Annotated in this window: 11 protein-coding genes and 1 pseudogene; 3 read left to right on the forward strand and 9 right to left on the reverse strand. The window is 71.8% G+C overall.

Features of this window, described 5'->3' with window-relative positions:
- Nucleotides 1-93: 93 nt before the first annotated feature.
- Complete coding sequence (locus AB0O76_RS03070) at nucleotides 94-387, forward strand: hypothetical protein (RefSeq protein ID WP_365484675.1); 294 nt, start codon at nucleotides 94-96, stop codon at nucleotides 385-387.
- Here AB0O76_RS03070 and AB0O76_RS03075 read toward each other — a convergent pair.
- Genes AB0O76_RS03075 through AB0O76_RS03085 form a run of 3 tightly spaced genes read right to left on the reverse strand, consistent with a single transcriptional unit; the run spans nucleotide 381 to nucleotide 3567 of the window.
- On the reverse strand, nucleotides 381-1472 hold the full coding sequence (locus tag AB0O76_RS03075) for a prenyltransferase (RefSeq protein ID WP_365484677.1): 1092 nt from the start codon (nucleotides 1470-1472) through the stop codon (nucleotides 381-383). The two genes, AB0O76_RS03070 and AB0O76_RS03075, sit on opposite strands and share 7 nt — an antisense overlap.
- Nucleotides 1469-2200 (reverse strand): class I SAM-dependent methyltransferase, encoded by a 732-nt coding sequence (locus tag AB0O76_RS03080; RefSeq protein WP_365484680.1) that lies wholly within the window; start codon nucleotides 2198-2200, stop codon nucleotides 1469-1471. The genes AB0O76_RS03075 and AB0O76_RS03080 overlap by 4 nt, the downstream gene beginning before the upstream one ends.
- Nucleotides 2200-3567, reverse strand: a complete 1368-nt coding sequence (locus AB0O76_RS03085) for a glycosyltransferase family 4 protein (protein ID WP_365484683.1) — start codon at nucleotides 3565-3567, stop codon at nucleotides 2200-2202. Before AB0O76_RS03085 ends, AB0O76_RS03080 begins: the two co-directional genes overlap by 1 nt.
- Nucleotides 3568-3799: 232 nt before the next feature.
- Here AB0O76_RS03085 and AB0O76_RS03090 point away from each other — a divergent pair, with 232 nt between their 5' ends.
- Nucleotides 3800-4435, forward strand: a complete 636-nt coding sequence (locus tag AB0O76_RS03090) for a TetR family transcriptional regulator (RefSeq protein WP_360762723.1) — start codon at nucleotides 3800-3802, stop codon at nucleotides 4433-4435.
- 493 nt (nucleotides 4436-4928) lie between these two features.
- Nucleotides 4929-5171: pseudogene (locus AB0O76_RS03095) on the forward strand (LuxR C-terminal-related transcriptional regulator); the annotation flags it as partial.
- Here AB0O76_RS03095 and AB0O76_RS03100 read toward each other — a convergent pair.
- The 6 genes from AB0O76_RS03100 to AB0O76_RS03125 form a co-directional block, all read right to left on the reverse strand.
- The gene (locus AB0O76_RS03100; protein WP_365484686.1) at nucleotides 5097-7220 is read right to left on the reverse strand and encodes an ATP-binding cassette domain-containing protein; all 2124 of its coding nucleotides are present in this window, start codon (nucleotides 7218-7220) and stop codon (nucleotides 5097-5099) included. The pseudogene AB0O76_RS03095 and the gene AB0O76_RS03100 overlap by 75 nt on opposite strands.
- The gene (locus tag AB0O76_RS03105; RefSeq protein ID WP_365484689.1) at nucleotides 7217-8959 is read right to left on the reverse strand and encodes an ABC transporter ATP-binding protein; all 1743 of its coding nucleotides are present in this window, start codon (nucleotides 8957-8959) and stop codon (nucleotides 7217-7219) included. Before AB0O76_RS03105 ends, AB0O76_RS03100 begins: the two co-directional genes overlap by 4 nt.
- A gap of 145 nt (nucleotides 8960-9104) precedes the next feature.
- On the reverse strand, nucleotides 9105-9224 hold the full coding sequence (locus tag AB0O76_RS03110; protein WP_365484692.1) for a SapB/AmfS family lanthipeptide: 120 nt from the start codon (nucleotides 9222-9224) through the stop codon (nucleotides 9105-9107).
- A 45-nt stretch (nucleotides 9225-9269) separates the two neighbouring features.
- Nucleotides 9270-11906 carry a class III lanthionine synthetase LanKC gene (lanKC, locus tag AB0O76_RS03115; RefSeq protein WP_365484695.1) on the reverse strand — a complete coding sequence of 879 codons (2637 nt, stop codon included), beginning with the start codon at nucleotides 11904-11906 and terminating at the stop codon, nucleotides 9270-9272.
- A 207-nt stretch (nucleotides 11907-12113) separates the two neighbouring features.
- Complete coding sequence (locus tag AB0O76_RS03120) at nucleotides 12114-12347, reverse strand: ferredoxin (RefSeq protein ID WP_266867529.1); 234 nt, start codon at nucleotides 12345-12347, stop codon at nucleotides 12114-12116.
- Complete coding sequence (locus tag AB0O76_RS03125; protein ID WP_365484698.1) at nucleotides 12347-13813, reverse strand: aldehyde dehydrogenase; 1467 nt, start codon at nucleotides 13811-13813, stop codon at nucleotides 12347-12349. The genes AB0O76_RS03120 and AB0O76_RS03125 overlap by 1 nt, the downstream gene beginning before the upstream one ends.
- Nucleotides 13814-13921 lie beyond the last annotated feature (108 nt).

A 13921-nucleotide genomic window follows, 5' to 3' on the forward strand; every position in this document is an offset into this window, starting at 1 on the left:
TCACCCCCGGCACCCGGGCCCGCCACCGGGGCGGACCCGTACGGGTTTCACCGGGGGCGTGGCCGGTACTCGCCCCTCATGTCCACACGACACATGACCAACCGACACGCACGGGGCACCAGCGAAGCCGCGAAGGTCATCGTCATCGTCGCCGATGTGATGGGCTTCGTCCTCGGGCTGTGGATCCTCATGTACCTGCTGGACGCGAACCGTGCCAACGATCTCGTCCAGTTCGTGCACGACGTGGCCCGCTGGCTCGCGGGCTGGTCTCACGACCTGTTCACGTTCGACGACGCGTGGGCGCGGGTCGTCTCGGGCTATGGGCTCGCAGCCGTCGTGTACGTGCTCGTAGGCGACGCCATCGCAGGGCGCCTCCGCCGCTACTGACCCCCGGCCGGAGCCCCGCAGCACTCCGGGGCGAGCCCCACCGGCAGCCGGTCGCCCGAGAACACCGCGCAGGTGGCCTCGTCGCCGCCCAGCGCCGCCACGGCGAGCAGGATCGAGCCCGCCGTCCATGACGTCAGCTCTCGGGGCCAGATCGCCTTGTCGTCGAAGACGTAGCCCGTCCAGTAGAGGCCGGACTCGGGGTCGCGCAGGTGCTGGATGGACTGAAGGATCTCCAGGGCGCGGTCGGACTCGCCCAACACCCAGAGGGACAGGGCGAGTTCGGCGCTCTCGCCGCCCGTCACCCAGTTGTTGGGGACGACGCAGCGCACACCGAGGCCGGGGACGACGAAGCGGTTCCAGTCCGCCTCCATGCGGGACTTGGCCCGCTCACCCGTCAGCGCGCCGCCCAGGATCGGGTAGTACCAGTCCATCGAGTAGTGGTCCTTGTCCAGGAACCGCTCGGGGTGGCTGCGGATCGCGTGGGCGAGTGCGCCGGTCGCCAACTCCCAGTCCGGCTGGGGTTCTTCGCGTTGGTCCGCGATCGCCAGGGCGCAGCGCAGCGCCTGGTGGATCGATGAACTGCCGGTCAGGAGCGCCTCGTTCACCGGGGTGCCGTCCGGCTCGCGCTTCCAGCCGATCTCGCCGCCGGGTTGTTGGAGGGCGAGGACGAACTCCACTGATGCCACTACCGCGGGCCACATGCGGTCCAGGAACGTGTCGTCGCCGGTCGAGAGGTAGTGGTGCCAGACGCCGACCGACAGGTACGCGCAGAAGTTCGTCTCGCGGCCCCGGTCCGTCACGTCGTGCGGGTCGCCATCGGCGTATGCCGCGTACCAGGAGCCGTCCGGGTTCTGGTGCCTCGCCAGCCACTCGTAGGCGCGGGCCGCCGCCGCGTGCTCGCCCGCCGCGTCCAGGGCCATGGCGGCCTCGATGTGGTCCCACGGGTCCAGGTGGTGACCGCGGAACCACGGGATCGCGCCGTCCTCGCGCTGGACGGCGAGTATCCCGCGTACCGTGTGCGCGGCCTGATCGGCCGTCAGGACTCCGGGCAGGACGAGGTGCTCCGTCCGCTCCGGGCTCGTCACGCGTCGGTCTTCGGCAGGTGCGGCTTGGTCGCGTACGCCACGAAGCTCTTGCCGACGATCGGGTTCAGGAGCTGCTCCGCCACCTTCGTTGCCAGGGGCTTCTTCATGATGTCCCAGACCAGGAGCTTGTGGTACGCCCGCACTGGCAGCGCCTTGTCGTTGTCCACGCCGAACGCGCACTTGAGCCACCAGTACGGCGAGTGCAGGGCGTGCGCGTGGTGTGTGCCGTACGGCTTCAGGCCCGCTTCCCGCATCCTGCCGAGCAGTTCGTCCGCCTTGTAGATGCGGATGTGGCCGCCCTCGACCTCGTGGTACGCGTCCGACAGGGCCCAGCAGACCTTCTCCGGGCCGTAGCGCGGGACGGTCACGGCGATGCGGCCGCCGGGCTTGAGGACCCGCACCATCTCCGCCAGTACGCCCTTGTCGTCGGGGATGTGCTCCATGACCTCGGAGATGATCACGACGTCGAACGACTCGTCGGGGAAGGGGAGGTTGAGCGCGTCGCCCTCCATCGCGGTCGCCGTGGCGCCCGCCGGGGCCTCGCCCGCCTCCTTCATCGCGGCGAACCACTTGGCGACCTCGCTGATTTCCTCGGCGTTCTGGTCGAGGGCCACCACCTGGGCGCCGCGCCGGTAGCACTCGAAGGCGTGCCGGCCCGCGCCGCAGCCCAGATCGAGTACGCGGTCGCCCGCGGCGAGCGGGAAGCGGGTGAAGTCGACGGTCAGCATCAGCGATGGCTCCCGGAGTATGTCGGGGTGGCCGCGGGGCGGCGGCCGGATTGCGGGCCTGAAGTGCGGGCGATCGCCGCGCGGTACAGCTCTGCGGTGCCCTGGGCGGCGCGGGCCCAGGTGAAGTTGGCGAGCACCCGCTCGCGGCCCGCCGCGCCCAGGCGGACGCGCAGTTCGCGGTCGCCGAGCAGCCGGGTCAGGCCGTCGGCAAGCGCGCCCGGGTCGCCCGGCGGCACCGCGAGGCAGGTCTCGCCGTCCCGGCCCGCGACCTCCGGGATCGCGCCGCCGGTCGTCGCGAGGAGCGGCGTACCGGTCGCCATCGCCTCCGCCGCGGGGAGCGAGAAGCCCTCGTAGAGAGAAGGCACGCACGCGATCTGCGCCGAGCGGACCAGGTCGACCAGTTCCGCGTCGGTGATGCCCTTGACGAACTCGACGGCGCCTGCGAGGCCGTGCCGTTCGATCGCCTGGGCCACCGGGCCGTCCTCGGCGCGCTTGCCGACGACGACGAGATGGGCGGCGGGGTTCTCGGTGCGGACCTTGGCAAGGGCCTCGATGAGGTAGATCAGGCCCTTGAGCGGGACGTCCGCGCTGGACGTCGTCACGATGCGGCCCGGCACCTCGGGGACGGACGGGTCCGGCGAGAAGAGATGCGTGTCGGCGCCGATGTGGACGACGCTGATGCGGTCGTCGCGTACGCCGAGGTGGTCGACGATCTCCTGGCGCGATGTGCCGGAGACGGTGAGCACGGAGGGCAGCCGCCGCGCCACGCGCTTCTGCATGCGGGTGAACGCGTACCAGCGGCGCACGGACATCCGGCGCTTCCAGTCGGGCGCCGCGTCCAGCTCCAACTGGCGGTCCACGGTGATGGGGTGGTGGATCGTCGAGACGAGCGGTGCGCCCAGGTCGCCCAACAGGCCGTAGCCGAGCGTCTGGTTGTCGTGTACGACGTCGAACTCGCCCCGCCTGGCGCGCAGATGACGGCGGGCACGGAGACTGAAGGTGGCGGGCTCGGGGAAGCCGCCGGTCCACATCGTCGCCACTTCGAGCGCGTCGACCCAGTCGCGGTACTCGTCGCGCTTCGGCGTGCGGAAGGGGTCGGGCGAGCGGTAGAGGTCGAGGCTCGGCAGCTCGGTGAGCTTGAGGCCCGCAAGACCCTCGCCCTCGTCCAGGACGGGATAGGGCTGTGCGCCGATCACTTCGACGCTGTGGCCGAGGCGGGCGAGCTCGCGCGAGAGATGGCGTACGTAGACGCCCTGTCCCCCGCAGAACGGGTTCCCTTTATACGTGAGGAGAGCGATGCGCAACGGTCGTTCGCCGTCGGCGTCGGAGCCCTCTCGGGGGCCCGCCTCCATGGCCTCAGCGGTCACTCTCGGCCCCCTTCTCCGTGCAGTTGTCCGCGAGGTTACGCCGGGACGGTAATCTAGAACAAGTTTCAGACTTGGTCACTGGATGATCGTTGAATGATCGCTGGACGAGCTCTGAATCTACCGGCAGGTAGCCGAGCTGTAAGGCCCGGATCAGGTGATTCGCGCCACGGCGGGTGCCCTGCCATGCTGACCGGCGACGTGGCCTGAACGGGACGACGGAACAACGGGACATATGACAGCGGAAGCCAGAGCAGTGGACGTCACAGCGGCTGATCCGGCGTCGCCGCCCCTCACCGAACGGCAGGAGGCGCGCCGCCGCCGCATCCTGCACGCCAGCGCCCAGCTCGCCAGCAGGGGCGGTTTCGACGCGGTGCAGATGCGTGAGGTCGCCGAGTCCTCCAGCGTCGCGCTCGGCACGCTGTACCGCTACTTCCCCTCCAAGGTGCATCTCCTGGTCGCCACGATGCAGGACCAGCTCCAGCACATGCACGGGACGATCCGTAAGCGCCCGCCCGCCGGCGAGACCCCGGCCGAGCGGGTCGCCGAGACGCTGATGCGGGCCTTCCGTGCCCTGCAGCGCGAGCCGCATCTGGCGGACGCGATGGTGCGTGCGCTGACCTTCGCCGACCGTTCGGTGAGCCCCGAGGTGGACACGGTCTCGCGGCTGACCACGGCGATCATCCTGGACGCGATGGGCCTGACGGAGCCGCCGACGCCCGAGCAGCTCTCGGCGGTCCGGGTCATCGAGCACACCTGGCACTCGGCTCTGATCACCTGGCTCTCGGGGCGGGCGTCGATCGCCCAGGTCAAGATCGACATTGAGATGGTGTGCCGCCTTATCGACCTGACGGTGCCGGAAGCGGCGTAGACCGCGCCCACCGAAAGCCCCCGCGCAAGGGCTCCCGATCACCGCGCACGGGGCACAGGGGGCGCACTGTCGCCTGGCAAATGCGCCCCCGAGCCTCTTCCCGTCGTGCTTGGCCAGTTATCCGCGCCCGTGCGGACCCTCGGCGCCACTATGAATGGCATACGTGCTGAACGAAGCAGCCGGAACCGTGGCAGAGCTGGAGGGGCGGAACGTGATCCGGGTACTTCTCGTGCACGATGCCTGTCTGCTGCGATCGGCCCTGGCGGAACGTCTCGCCCGCGAGCCGGACCTGGAGGTGTTCCATGCGCCGTGGAACAGCGCCCGCGAGCGCACCGGCGCGGTGCGGCCCGACCTCTGTGTGGTCGACCCCGACGGCGAGACGGAGTACGCGTCCGACGCCTTGGAGGAGCTGTCCCGGCCGGTGAGCAACGGCCCGGGGTGCCCGGTCCTCGTTCTGGCCAGCGGAGACCGTCCTGGTCTGCTGCGCCGCAGCATGGACGCGGGAGCCCTCGGCTACGTCGACAAGGGCAGCGGCCCCGAACGGCTGCTCGCCGGGATCAGGACGGTGGCGTCCGGCCGACGCTTCGTGGACGACTCACTGGGCCATGCCTTCCTGAGGGCCGCTCAGATGCCGCTGACGCACCGGGAGTTGATGGTGCTCTCACTCGCCGCCGGGGGCGCTCCCGTCGCCGAGATAGCGCACCGTCTGCATCTGTCCAACGGGACGGTGCGCAACTACATGGCCGCCATCACCCGCAAGACCGGGGCCCGCAACAGGATCGACGCGATCCGGATCTCGCGCGGGGAGGGCTGGGTCTGAAGTCCCGTCCGCAGGACTCCAAGGTCCGCCCGCAGGACCCCAGTTCCCGGCGAGATCACGATAGAGCGCGGACCGTTCGACGAGTTCCGCATGGCTGCCGCACAGGGTGCGCGGCCCGTCCATCACCAGGATCCGGTCCGCGCGCCTGGCCGAGCTGATGCGGTGGGCGATGACGACGAGGGTGCCGCCGGGGCGGGCCGCGAACGCCCGCTCGGCGCGGGACTCGGCCACCGGGTCGAGATGGCAGGTGGCCTCGTCGAGGAGGGCGAGCGGTGCGTACGAGAGATGGGCGCGGGTCAGCGCCATGAGCTGGCGCTCGCCCGCGGAGAGCGCGCCCGGGTCGACCGGCGCCGCGAGCCCGCCAAGCCGCTCGATGAGCGCCTCGGCACCGACGGCCCGCGCAGCCGCCACCAGCTCACCGTCCGGCACGGCGTCCGCCCGCAGATACGCCAGGTTCTCCCGCACCGAGCCGGTGAAGACGTACGCCTCCTGCGGAATCAACACCCGCCGCGCAACGGCCTCTTGCCCCCGCACAGACCGCCCGTCGACCTGGACGATCCCCTCCCCCGGCGTCAGCAGCCCGGCGACAAGACCGGCCAGCGTCGACTTCCCGATCCCGCTGGGCCCGACGACGGCCAGGTGACCGCCGCGGGGGACGGTGAGGGACAGATCGCGTACGACGGGTTCGGCGCGGGGGCCGTAGGCGAAGGTGACGCGGGACAGATGGAGGGCGGGCGCGGCCTCGGGGGGAGCTGATTCGGGGGGTTTGGGGTCTGGGGTGGGAGCGGAGCCCGACGCGGGCAGGGCGCCCAGCTCGGGCTCGGAGCCCGGCTCGGGCGCGGACGCCAACGCGGATTCCGGCTCGGGCGCGGAGCCCAGCTCGGGCTCGGAGCCCAGCGCGGATTCCGGCTCGGGCTCGGATCCCGGCGCGGGCACGGAGCCCGGCGCGGACACGGATCCCGACACAGGCCCGGAGCCCGACACGGGCCAGGACTCCGGCGCGCCCTCGGCCTCCCGAATCGGTGGCGCCCACGCAAGTCGCTGGAGTACCACCGCCAGGCGGGAGCCGCTCGCGCCCAGGCCGTTGATCAGGTTGTGCAGGGCGGGGAGCAGGGCCTGCGTGACATAGGCGATGGCTCCTACCAGGGCGCCCGGTGTCACTCCGCGGTTCAGGAGCCAGGGGGCCGTGGCGAGGAGCAGGACGAGTGGGAGCTGGCCGCCGGTCGCCAGTGCCGCCGTGCGCAGGATGCCCCAGCGGGCGAGGGCACGGGCCGCCGCGTACTCCGCGGCGATACCCCGGTCCAGGTCGGCGGCCACGTCCCGTTCCGCGCCCGCCGCGGCGACGTCCCGCAACCCCGGGCAGACCGCGCCCAGTTGGCCCGCGATGCCCTCGTCCGCGACGAGGAACGTCTCCTGGCGGCGGGCAAGGGGCCGCAGCGACGCAACGAACAGGGCGATGCCCGCGAGCAGCGGCGGTGCGACCACCAGGAGGAGCAGCGGGGCCAGCGAGAACAGGCCGACCAGCGCGCCCACCGCCGTGAGGACGAAGGAGCGGGACACCATCACCAGGCCCGCGAAGGTGTCCCTGGCGATCTCCACCTGCTGGGTGAGCCGGGACACGGCGGCGCCGTCCGCCTCCCGCAGGCCCCGGTCGACGACTTGCCGCACCAGGGTGTCCCGCAGGGGTTCCACGAGGTCGGCGACCGCGCGGTACACCCGTCCCGTGCCGTAAGCGGCGGCCGCCACGCCCAGCGCGCCCGCGCCGAGCCACCCGAGGCCGACCGCCTCGTCCCCCGCGAGGAACCCGTCGTCCAGGGCGCGCGCGAGGGCGTACCCGGCGAGGAAGGTCTGCCCGGTCTCCAGTACCGACCAGAGGGCGAGCCGCAGCACCACCGGCCACCTGCGCGACAGGAAGCGGACACCCCGGCGGTAGGGGCTTTGGGCTCCTGTGGGCGGCCTTGTCACGCGCCGAACACCTCCCGGTACTCCGCTCGCTGCCACAGTTCCTCATGCCTCCCCACCGCCCGGATCCGGCCCTCGTGCAGCCAGGCCACCGAGTCCGCGCGGGCCGCCGTCGTGGCCCGGTGGGCGATGATCAGGCGGCTGCGGTGCGGGGTGTGGTGGAGCAGGGCTTCGGCGATGTGGTGTTCCGTCACGGTGTCCAGGCTCGACATCGCGTCGTCCAGGATCAGCAGCCGCCCGCCGCGCGCGAACGCCCTTGCTAGACCGAGGCGTTGGACCTCTCCGCCGGACAGCGGCGCCTGGGCGCAGGGGGTGGCGTAGCCGTCGGGCAGGCGGGTGATGAAGGTGTCGGCGCGGGCCGCGCCGGCCGCTTCGCGGATGCGGGCGGGGGCCGGACGCGGGGTGCCGAAGCCGATCGTGTCCTCCAGGGTCGCGCCGAGCAGCGCGGGGCGTTCGAAGGCGTAGCCGACCTCGCGGCGCAGCTCGGCGCGGCCGAGCGAGCGCAGCGGGACGCCGTCGAGGCGTACGTCCCCTTCGTCGGGGTCGGCGAGGCGCCCCGCGAGGGCGGCCAGCAGCGACTTGCCCGCGCCGGAGCGGCCGACCACGGCGAGCGTGCCGCCCGCGGGAACCGTCAGGTCGACGCCGTCGAGCACGGCGCGTCCGCCGCGCGTCGCCTTGATTCCGTGGAGTTCCAACAGCCCGCCCCCCGCGGGGAGTTCGGCCGCACCGTACGCGGTCTCCGGTTCCGCGAGCACCTCTCCCAGGCGCCGCGCCGCCGCCCTCGCCCGTACCAGGCCGCCCAGCTGTCCGACGAGCATCCCGATCCCGGTGGCGAGCACCGCGTACCGGGACGCGGCCAGCAACTCGCCGACGGTGATGCGGTGTTCCAGGAGCAGATGGCCCGCCACGGCCACGACCGCGAGCTGCAGGAGTGGCGCGACCATGACGGCCTGTGCCTGGGAGCGGCCCTGGGCCCGCCACATCCGGTGGCCCTGGCGGGTGAGTTCGGGCAGCGCCCCGAGGACGCGCGCCGCCTCCTTGTCCTCGGTGCGGGCGGCCGCGATGGTCCTTGCCCCGCCGATCGCCTCGCTGAGGCGGCCCGCGATGTCTCCCTGGACCTGCTGGTAGCGCGCCACGCAGTCCGACGAGACGCGCACGAACGCCCGTAGGAGGAGGACGAGTACGGGTACTCCGGCTATGAACACCACGGCGAGCAGGCCGTCGATCAAGGTGAGGGCCAGCACGGCGCCTACGGGTGTGACCAGGGCCGCGAGCAGCCCGGCCAGCGTGGCGGGCGCGATGCCCGCGTGCGCGGCGTTGTCGACGAGGCGGGCCACCAGGTCGCCGTGGGCGAAGCGCGCGGTGGTGCGCGGGCCGACGGCGAGCACATGGCGGGCGACGCGGCCGCGCAGCCAGGCCGTGGTGCGGGCGTTGGTGGTCCCGGTGACGACGCCGTCGACGGCGTCGAGGAGGGCGCTGACGCCGATCAGCGCCGCGCACACAAGGATCCAGCGGGTGGCGTCGGATCCGCCGTCGCCGGTCGCGTCGCCGGTCGCATGGCCGGTCAGGACGGCGTCCAGGGCGCGGCCGATCGCGAGCGGCAGGAGCAGGCTCGCGCCCGCGGCCGCGACGGTGCACAGGGCCAACACCGTGCAGCGGGCGGCACTGTGGCGGGTCGCGGCGCGCAACAGGCCGGCGTCGGATGTGGGGTGGTGCTGCGGACGGGGGGTCGTCGTCGCCATGCGGTGCGGGTCCTCGTCGTCCTCGTGGCCTGCGGGGCCCGGTGGCCTGCGGGCCCTGCTGTCCGTGGCGGTGGCGGCGGGCCCGGACGGCCTTTGCCGGTGCCGTCCGGGCCCTCAATTCCGTGCCGTCAGTCGCGAAGTGGCATCACAGACAAAGAGTGATGCTGGCGGTGCTCCAGCACAGGAGCAGGCTCACGTTGCTGCCGCCGCCTCCGCCACCGGTCATCTCGTCGGATTCCATGCTCTGCAGGTCGAGGAGTGCCATGAGCTTCCCTCTCGTTTGGGGACGTGGTGTTCCTTATGGGTTGTGTCACGACCCCGCTGAATCGCGGGACCGGCTCTGGGGCCGCGGCAGTGGCGGCAGGAAGGGGACGTGCGCCGCGCCGTCGCCGAGCGCGGCGGCGAGGGCGAGGAGACAGCCCGCCGTCCCGGTGTGCAGGTCCATGGAGAGGCGCATCATCTGCTCGCCGGGGAAGGCGAGTTGGCCCTCGTACGACATGGCGAACCAGCCGAGTTCCTCGATCTGCGCGGCGACGTCATCGGGCGTGATGCCCGGCGCGGTGCTGCGGTTGACGTGAAGGAGCAGTCCGGCCCGCCCCCGGAACAGGCCCGGCTGCACGCAGAAGCGTGAGCGGGCGGCGGCGAGGATGCCCGGCCGTGCCGCCTCGAACTCGGCGTCGTCCCGGTGGGCGAGGTAGTCGTCGAGGACCATCCCGATGCCGACGCTGCCTTCGCCGAGGTAGGGCATCGTGCGCCAGCCCTCGTCGACGCCGAGGCTCCCGTCGGGCCGCGCCACGCACCGGGCGAGGTCCGCACGCAGCGCACGCCCCGCCAGGTCGAGGAGCGCGGGATCGCCGTTCCGCTCGTACAGCCGCAGGAAGAGCAGTGCAGGACCGGTGGCCCCGTGCAGCAGGCCGGCCCGGGGCTTCCCCTGGGGCGGGCTCGCGGCGGTGAGCCGCTCGCCGATCAGCTCCGCCGCTTTCAGGGCGTACTGGCCGAGCACGCGCTCGCCGGTGCTCTCGGCGAGGGCGTCGAGGACGAGGCCGACTCCGGCGAGGCCGCCGTGCAGGTCGGAGGGGAGCCGCTGCCAGTTCTCCTGGAGGATGAGCCCCGTCAGGTCGAGGGCGCGGGTGCGGTGGCCGAGCCGGTCCAGTACGTGGGCGATGCCCGCGAGGCCGCCGTCCAGCCCCAACGGGGTGCCAGGCGGGGCGGGTTCGGTGTGCTTCAAGAGCCACCGCTCGCCCTCTTCGTAGCGTTCGCCGCCGCTTTCGGCGAGGGCGAGCAGCACTCCGGCGGCGCCGTGCGCGAGGCCGAGCCCGCCGCCATCGGCGAACTGCGCGATGTCGCCGGGGAAGAGCCGGTCGTCGCGTTCGGGGGTGGCCGAGGCGAGGATGGCCTTGACCATCGAGTCCCGGCTGCGCGGCCAGTCGGCGGGGTCGACGAACGGTGCGGCGGCCCTTGCCGAAGAGGCCGAGAAGACGGGCCCGGAGACACCCTTCTCACCGGGTACGACCCGCTCGATCTCAGCCACCGCCTCGGCGAGGAACTCCCTTGGTACGTCCGGGAATTCGGCCGCGATCACCTGCGCGAGATGCGCCGCCTTGCCCCGGTCGACGGCCAGCAGCGTGGTGATCGGCAGGAACAGCGCGAGCCGCAGACAGGCCAGCGCGTAGCGGTCGACGTCCTTGCCCGTGCGGTCCGGGGGCGCGACGAATCCGGGGTGCGCGACGACCTGGCGGCCGCCCGCGTCCACGGCGGTCGCCGCCTCGAAGTCGAGGAGCGCGACGCTCTGTTCGTCGGGCGCGACCATGATGTTGAAGAGGTGCAGGTCGTTGAAGACGACACCCCGCCCGTGCACGGCCGTCACGGCGTCCTCGACGGCGCGGTGGATCCGCAGCGCCCAGTCTGTGTACGCGGTGATCGCGTCGGAGTCCGGTTCGCTGACGCACAGCGGATGGCGGTCGGCGAAGAAGGAGTTGAGGGTGCGGCCCTCCAGGAAGTCCATGACGAGGAAGCGGTGCCCGCCGAGCTCGAACCAGTCGCGCACCTCGGGCGCGACGCCGAGGCCCGCCAGCTTCTCCAGCGCGTCCCGCTCGCGCTCCAGGCGGGCCACGGCGTCGGCCCCGTCCGATGCGAGACCCGCGTGCGGGCGGGCCTCCTTCAGGACGACCTTGCGGCCGTCGCGGGTGTCGGTGCCCACGTAGACACCGCCGCCGTTGGAGAAGTGCAGGGCCTTCTCCATGCGGTACGGCAGGTCGGTGACCGTCGTGCGGTTGCGCTCGGCGAGCTGGGGTTCGAGGAAGGGCGGCAGCGTCACCCACTCGGGCACCCGGAAGGCCGGGGCGCGGGAGTCGGGGACGAGCCTGCCCCGGTCGTCCTCGATCGCGGGGACCAGGGCGCCGCTCCCGTCCACGCACATACGGCGGGTGAATCCGCCGTACCTGACGTACAGCGGCCCGTCCTGCCAGCGCAGATCGGTGAGGATGTAGGGGCCTTCGCACCCTTCGAGTGCCTTGCCCAACTCGCGTAACACCGCGTGCAGTTGGTCTTCGTCGGCCGGGTAGATGGTGGCGAACTTGCCGCTGCCGTCCCGTCCCGCGTACTTGCTGTTGCGCAGGTGGAGCAGGTGGCGCCCCGCGATGAACTTGAAGGGCACGGCGCGGGGCACGCAGTAGTCCCACACCAACGCCGCCATCCGCTCGGCGTTGTCCAGCGTGGCGGAGACATGGATCTTCCAGCCCTGTGCGGGCGCGGGCCGCGAGTGCCCGTCCTCGTCGACCGGGACCAGGGTCAGCCAGTCGCCGGTGCGCGCCGAGCGCCACCCTTCCGGGACCGCGCGGCCGGCCGTCCCGAACTCGGGGGCGCCGGTGCCGCCCGCGGACAAGCGGTCCGGAGTCTCGTAGAAGAGCCTGTCGGCCAGACAGTAGACCTCGTACCGCTTGTCCACGGTTTCCCCTCCCCATGTGGCGTCGCAAGGAGAGTTGCAGACCGCAAAGAGGGCGGACAGTCACAGATGTCATCGGATGGGCATGCGGAACGCATACGTAAAGTCCCGTTCGCACCTGTTCGAGCGCACAGGGTATGCACGGCGGAGGCGCCAGGTGGTGCCGGGACCGTCACAAACGTGAAGATCCCCGTCCGGCCGGAAGCCCCGTCAGTCCTCCGGGGGGAACACGACCTCCCCGCTGCCCGTCAGCGTGATCGTGATCGCCTCGACCGGGCAGCCCTCCGCCGCTTCGAGGACCTTCTCGTTCGCGTCGGTGTCGGCGGCGACGGGGTGCGACTGCCGGGCGGAGTCGAGTTCGAAACCGCCGGGAGCGGTCAGCACGCACATCCCCGAGCCGATGCACACGGACCGGTCCACCTCGACGTGCCAGCGGTCCCCCATCAGGCACCGTTCCCTTCGTAGCCGCCCGGCAGATGGATCATCTTGTGCTCGAAGTACTCGCCGTACCCCTCGGGCCCGAACTCCCGCCCCACACCGGAGTTCTTGTAGCCGCCGAACGGTCCGAGCATGTCGAGGCTGAAGGTGTTCACGGAGTACGTCCCGGTGCGCACCCGGCGCGCGATGTCGATGCCGCGCTCCACGTCCGCCGTCCAGACGCTGCCGCTGAGCCCGTAGTCCGAGTCGTTGGCGATCTTCACGGCCTCGCTCTCGTCGCCGTACGGAAGAAGGCAGATGACCGGGCCGAAGATCTCCTCGCGGGCGATGCGCATGGAGTTGTCGACGCCGCCGAAGAGGGTCGGCTCGACGTACCAGCCCTCGTCGAGTCCTGCCGGACGGCCGCCGCCCGTGAGGATCTTGGCGCCTTCCTCCTGGCCGATGCGGATGTAGTCGAGGGAGCGCTGCTGCTGGCGCTTGGCGACCAGCGGGCCGAGTTCGGTGGCCGGGTCGAGCGGGTCGCCGACCTTGAGCGCGCCGGCCGCCGCGGCGAAGGCCTCGGCGAACTCGTCGTAGCGGGAGTGCGGCACGAGGATGCGGGTCTGCGCCACGCACGCCTGGCCGTTGATCATCCAGGCGAAGGGCACGATGCCCGCGACGGTGCTCGCCGCGTCGGCGTCCGGCAGGATCACCGCGGCCGACTTGCCGCCCAACTCCAGGGTCACGCGGGTGAGATTGCGGGCCGCGACCTCCATGACGCGCTTGCCCGCGCCGACGGAACCGGTGAAGGACACCTTGTCGATGCCAGGGTGCCCGACGAGGTACTCGCTGACCTCGCGGTCCGCAGAGATGATCGAGAGCACGCCCTTGGGCAGCCCGGCCTCGGTGGCGATCTCGGCGAGGATGTAGGCGTCGAGCGGTGCTTCCGGCGAGGTCTTGAGGATGACCGGGCATCCGGCGAGCAGCGCGGGCGCGAGCTTGGCGGCGGCGGTGAACTGCGGGACGTTCCAGGGGACCACGGCCGCCACGACGCCCACCGGCTCGCGCCGGACGAGGATCTTGCCGAGGGCTCCGTCGCGTGCTTCCTCGTACGTGAAGTTCCGCGCGACCGTGAGCGCCGAGTCCCAGACCATCATGGCGGCGAGGGCCTGCACCATCACGCTGGATGTGTACGGGGTGCCGTTCTCGGAGCTGATGACGCGGGCGATCTCCTCGTGCCGTACGGCGATCGCGTCCTTGATCTTTGTGATCACCTCGATCCGCTCGTCGAGGGTCATCCGGGGCCAGGGGCCCTCCTCGAACGCCTTGCGCGCGGTGGCGACGGCCCGGTCGACATCGGCGGGCGCGGCATGCGGGACCCGCGCGAAGACCCGGCCCGTGTGCGGCGAGATCACCTCGATGACGTCCTTGCCGAGGGGGTCCACAAGCTCCCCGCCGATGAACAGCTGTCCGTGTTCCACGAGCTCGGTCATGGCTGACTGCCTCCTGCGGGATTCCGCCCTGCGCGGCACGCTTTCTGACACTTTCTGACACTGCCTCAGAACGCTTTGGCAGAACTGATACCAGTTCTAGTTCCAGGA

Source organism: Streptomyces sp. NPDC086554 (assembly GCF_040686095.1).
Lineage (GTDB): Bacteria > Actinomycetota > Actinomycetes > Streptomycetales > Streptomycetaceae > Streptomyces.

Coding starts and splice junctions, on each gene's coding strand:
- AB0O76_RS03070 (WP_365484675.1), top strand. CDS start 94: ATGACCAACCGACACGCACGGGGCACCAGCGAAGCCGCGAAGGTCATC.
- AB0O76_RS03080 (WP_365484680.1), bottom strand. CDS start 2,200: ATGCTGACCGTCGACTTCACCCGCTTCCCGCTCGCCGCGGGCGACCGC.
- AB0O76_RS03090 (WP_360762723.1), top strand. CDS start 3,800: ATGACAGCGGAAGCCAGAGCAGTGGACGTCACAGCGGCTGATCCGGCG.
- AB0O76_RS03105 (WP_365484689.1), bottom strand. CDS start 8,959: ATGGCGACGACGACCCCCCGTCCGCAGCACCACCCCACATCCGACGCC.
- AB0O76_RS03110 (WP_365484692.1), bottom strand. CDS start 9,224: ATGGCACTCCTCGACCTGCAGAGCATGGAATCCGACGAGATGACCGGT.
- AB0O76_RS03120 (WP_266867529.1), bottom strand. CDS start 12,347: ATGGGGGACCGCTGGCACGTCGAGGTGGACCGGTCCGTGTGCATCGGC.
- AB0O76_RS03125 (WP_365484698.1), bottom strand. CDS start 13,813: ATGACCGAGCTCGTGGAACACGGACAGCTGTTCATCGGCGGGGAGCTT.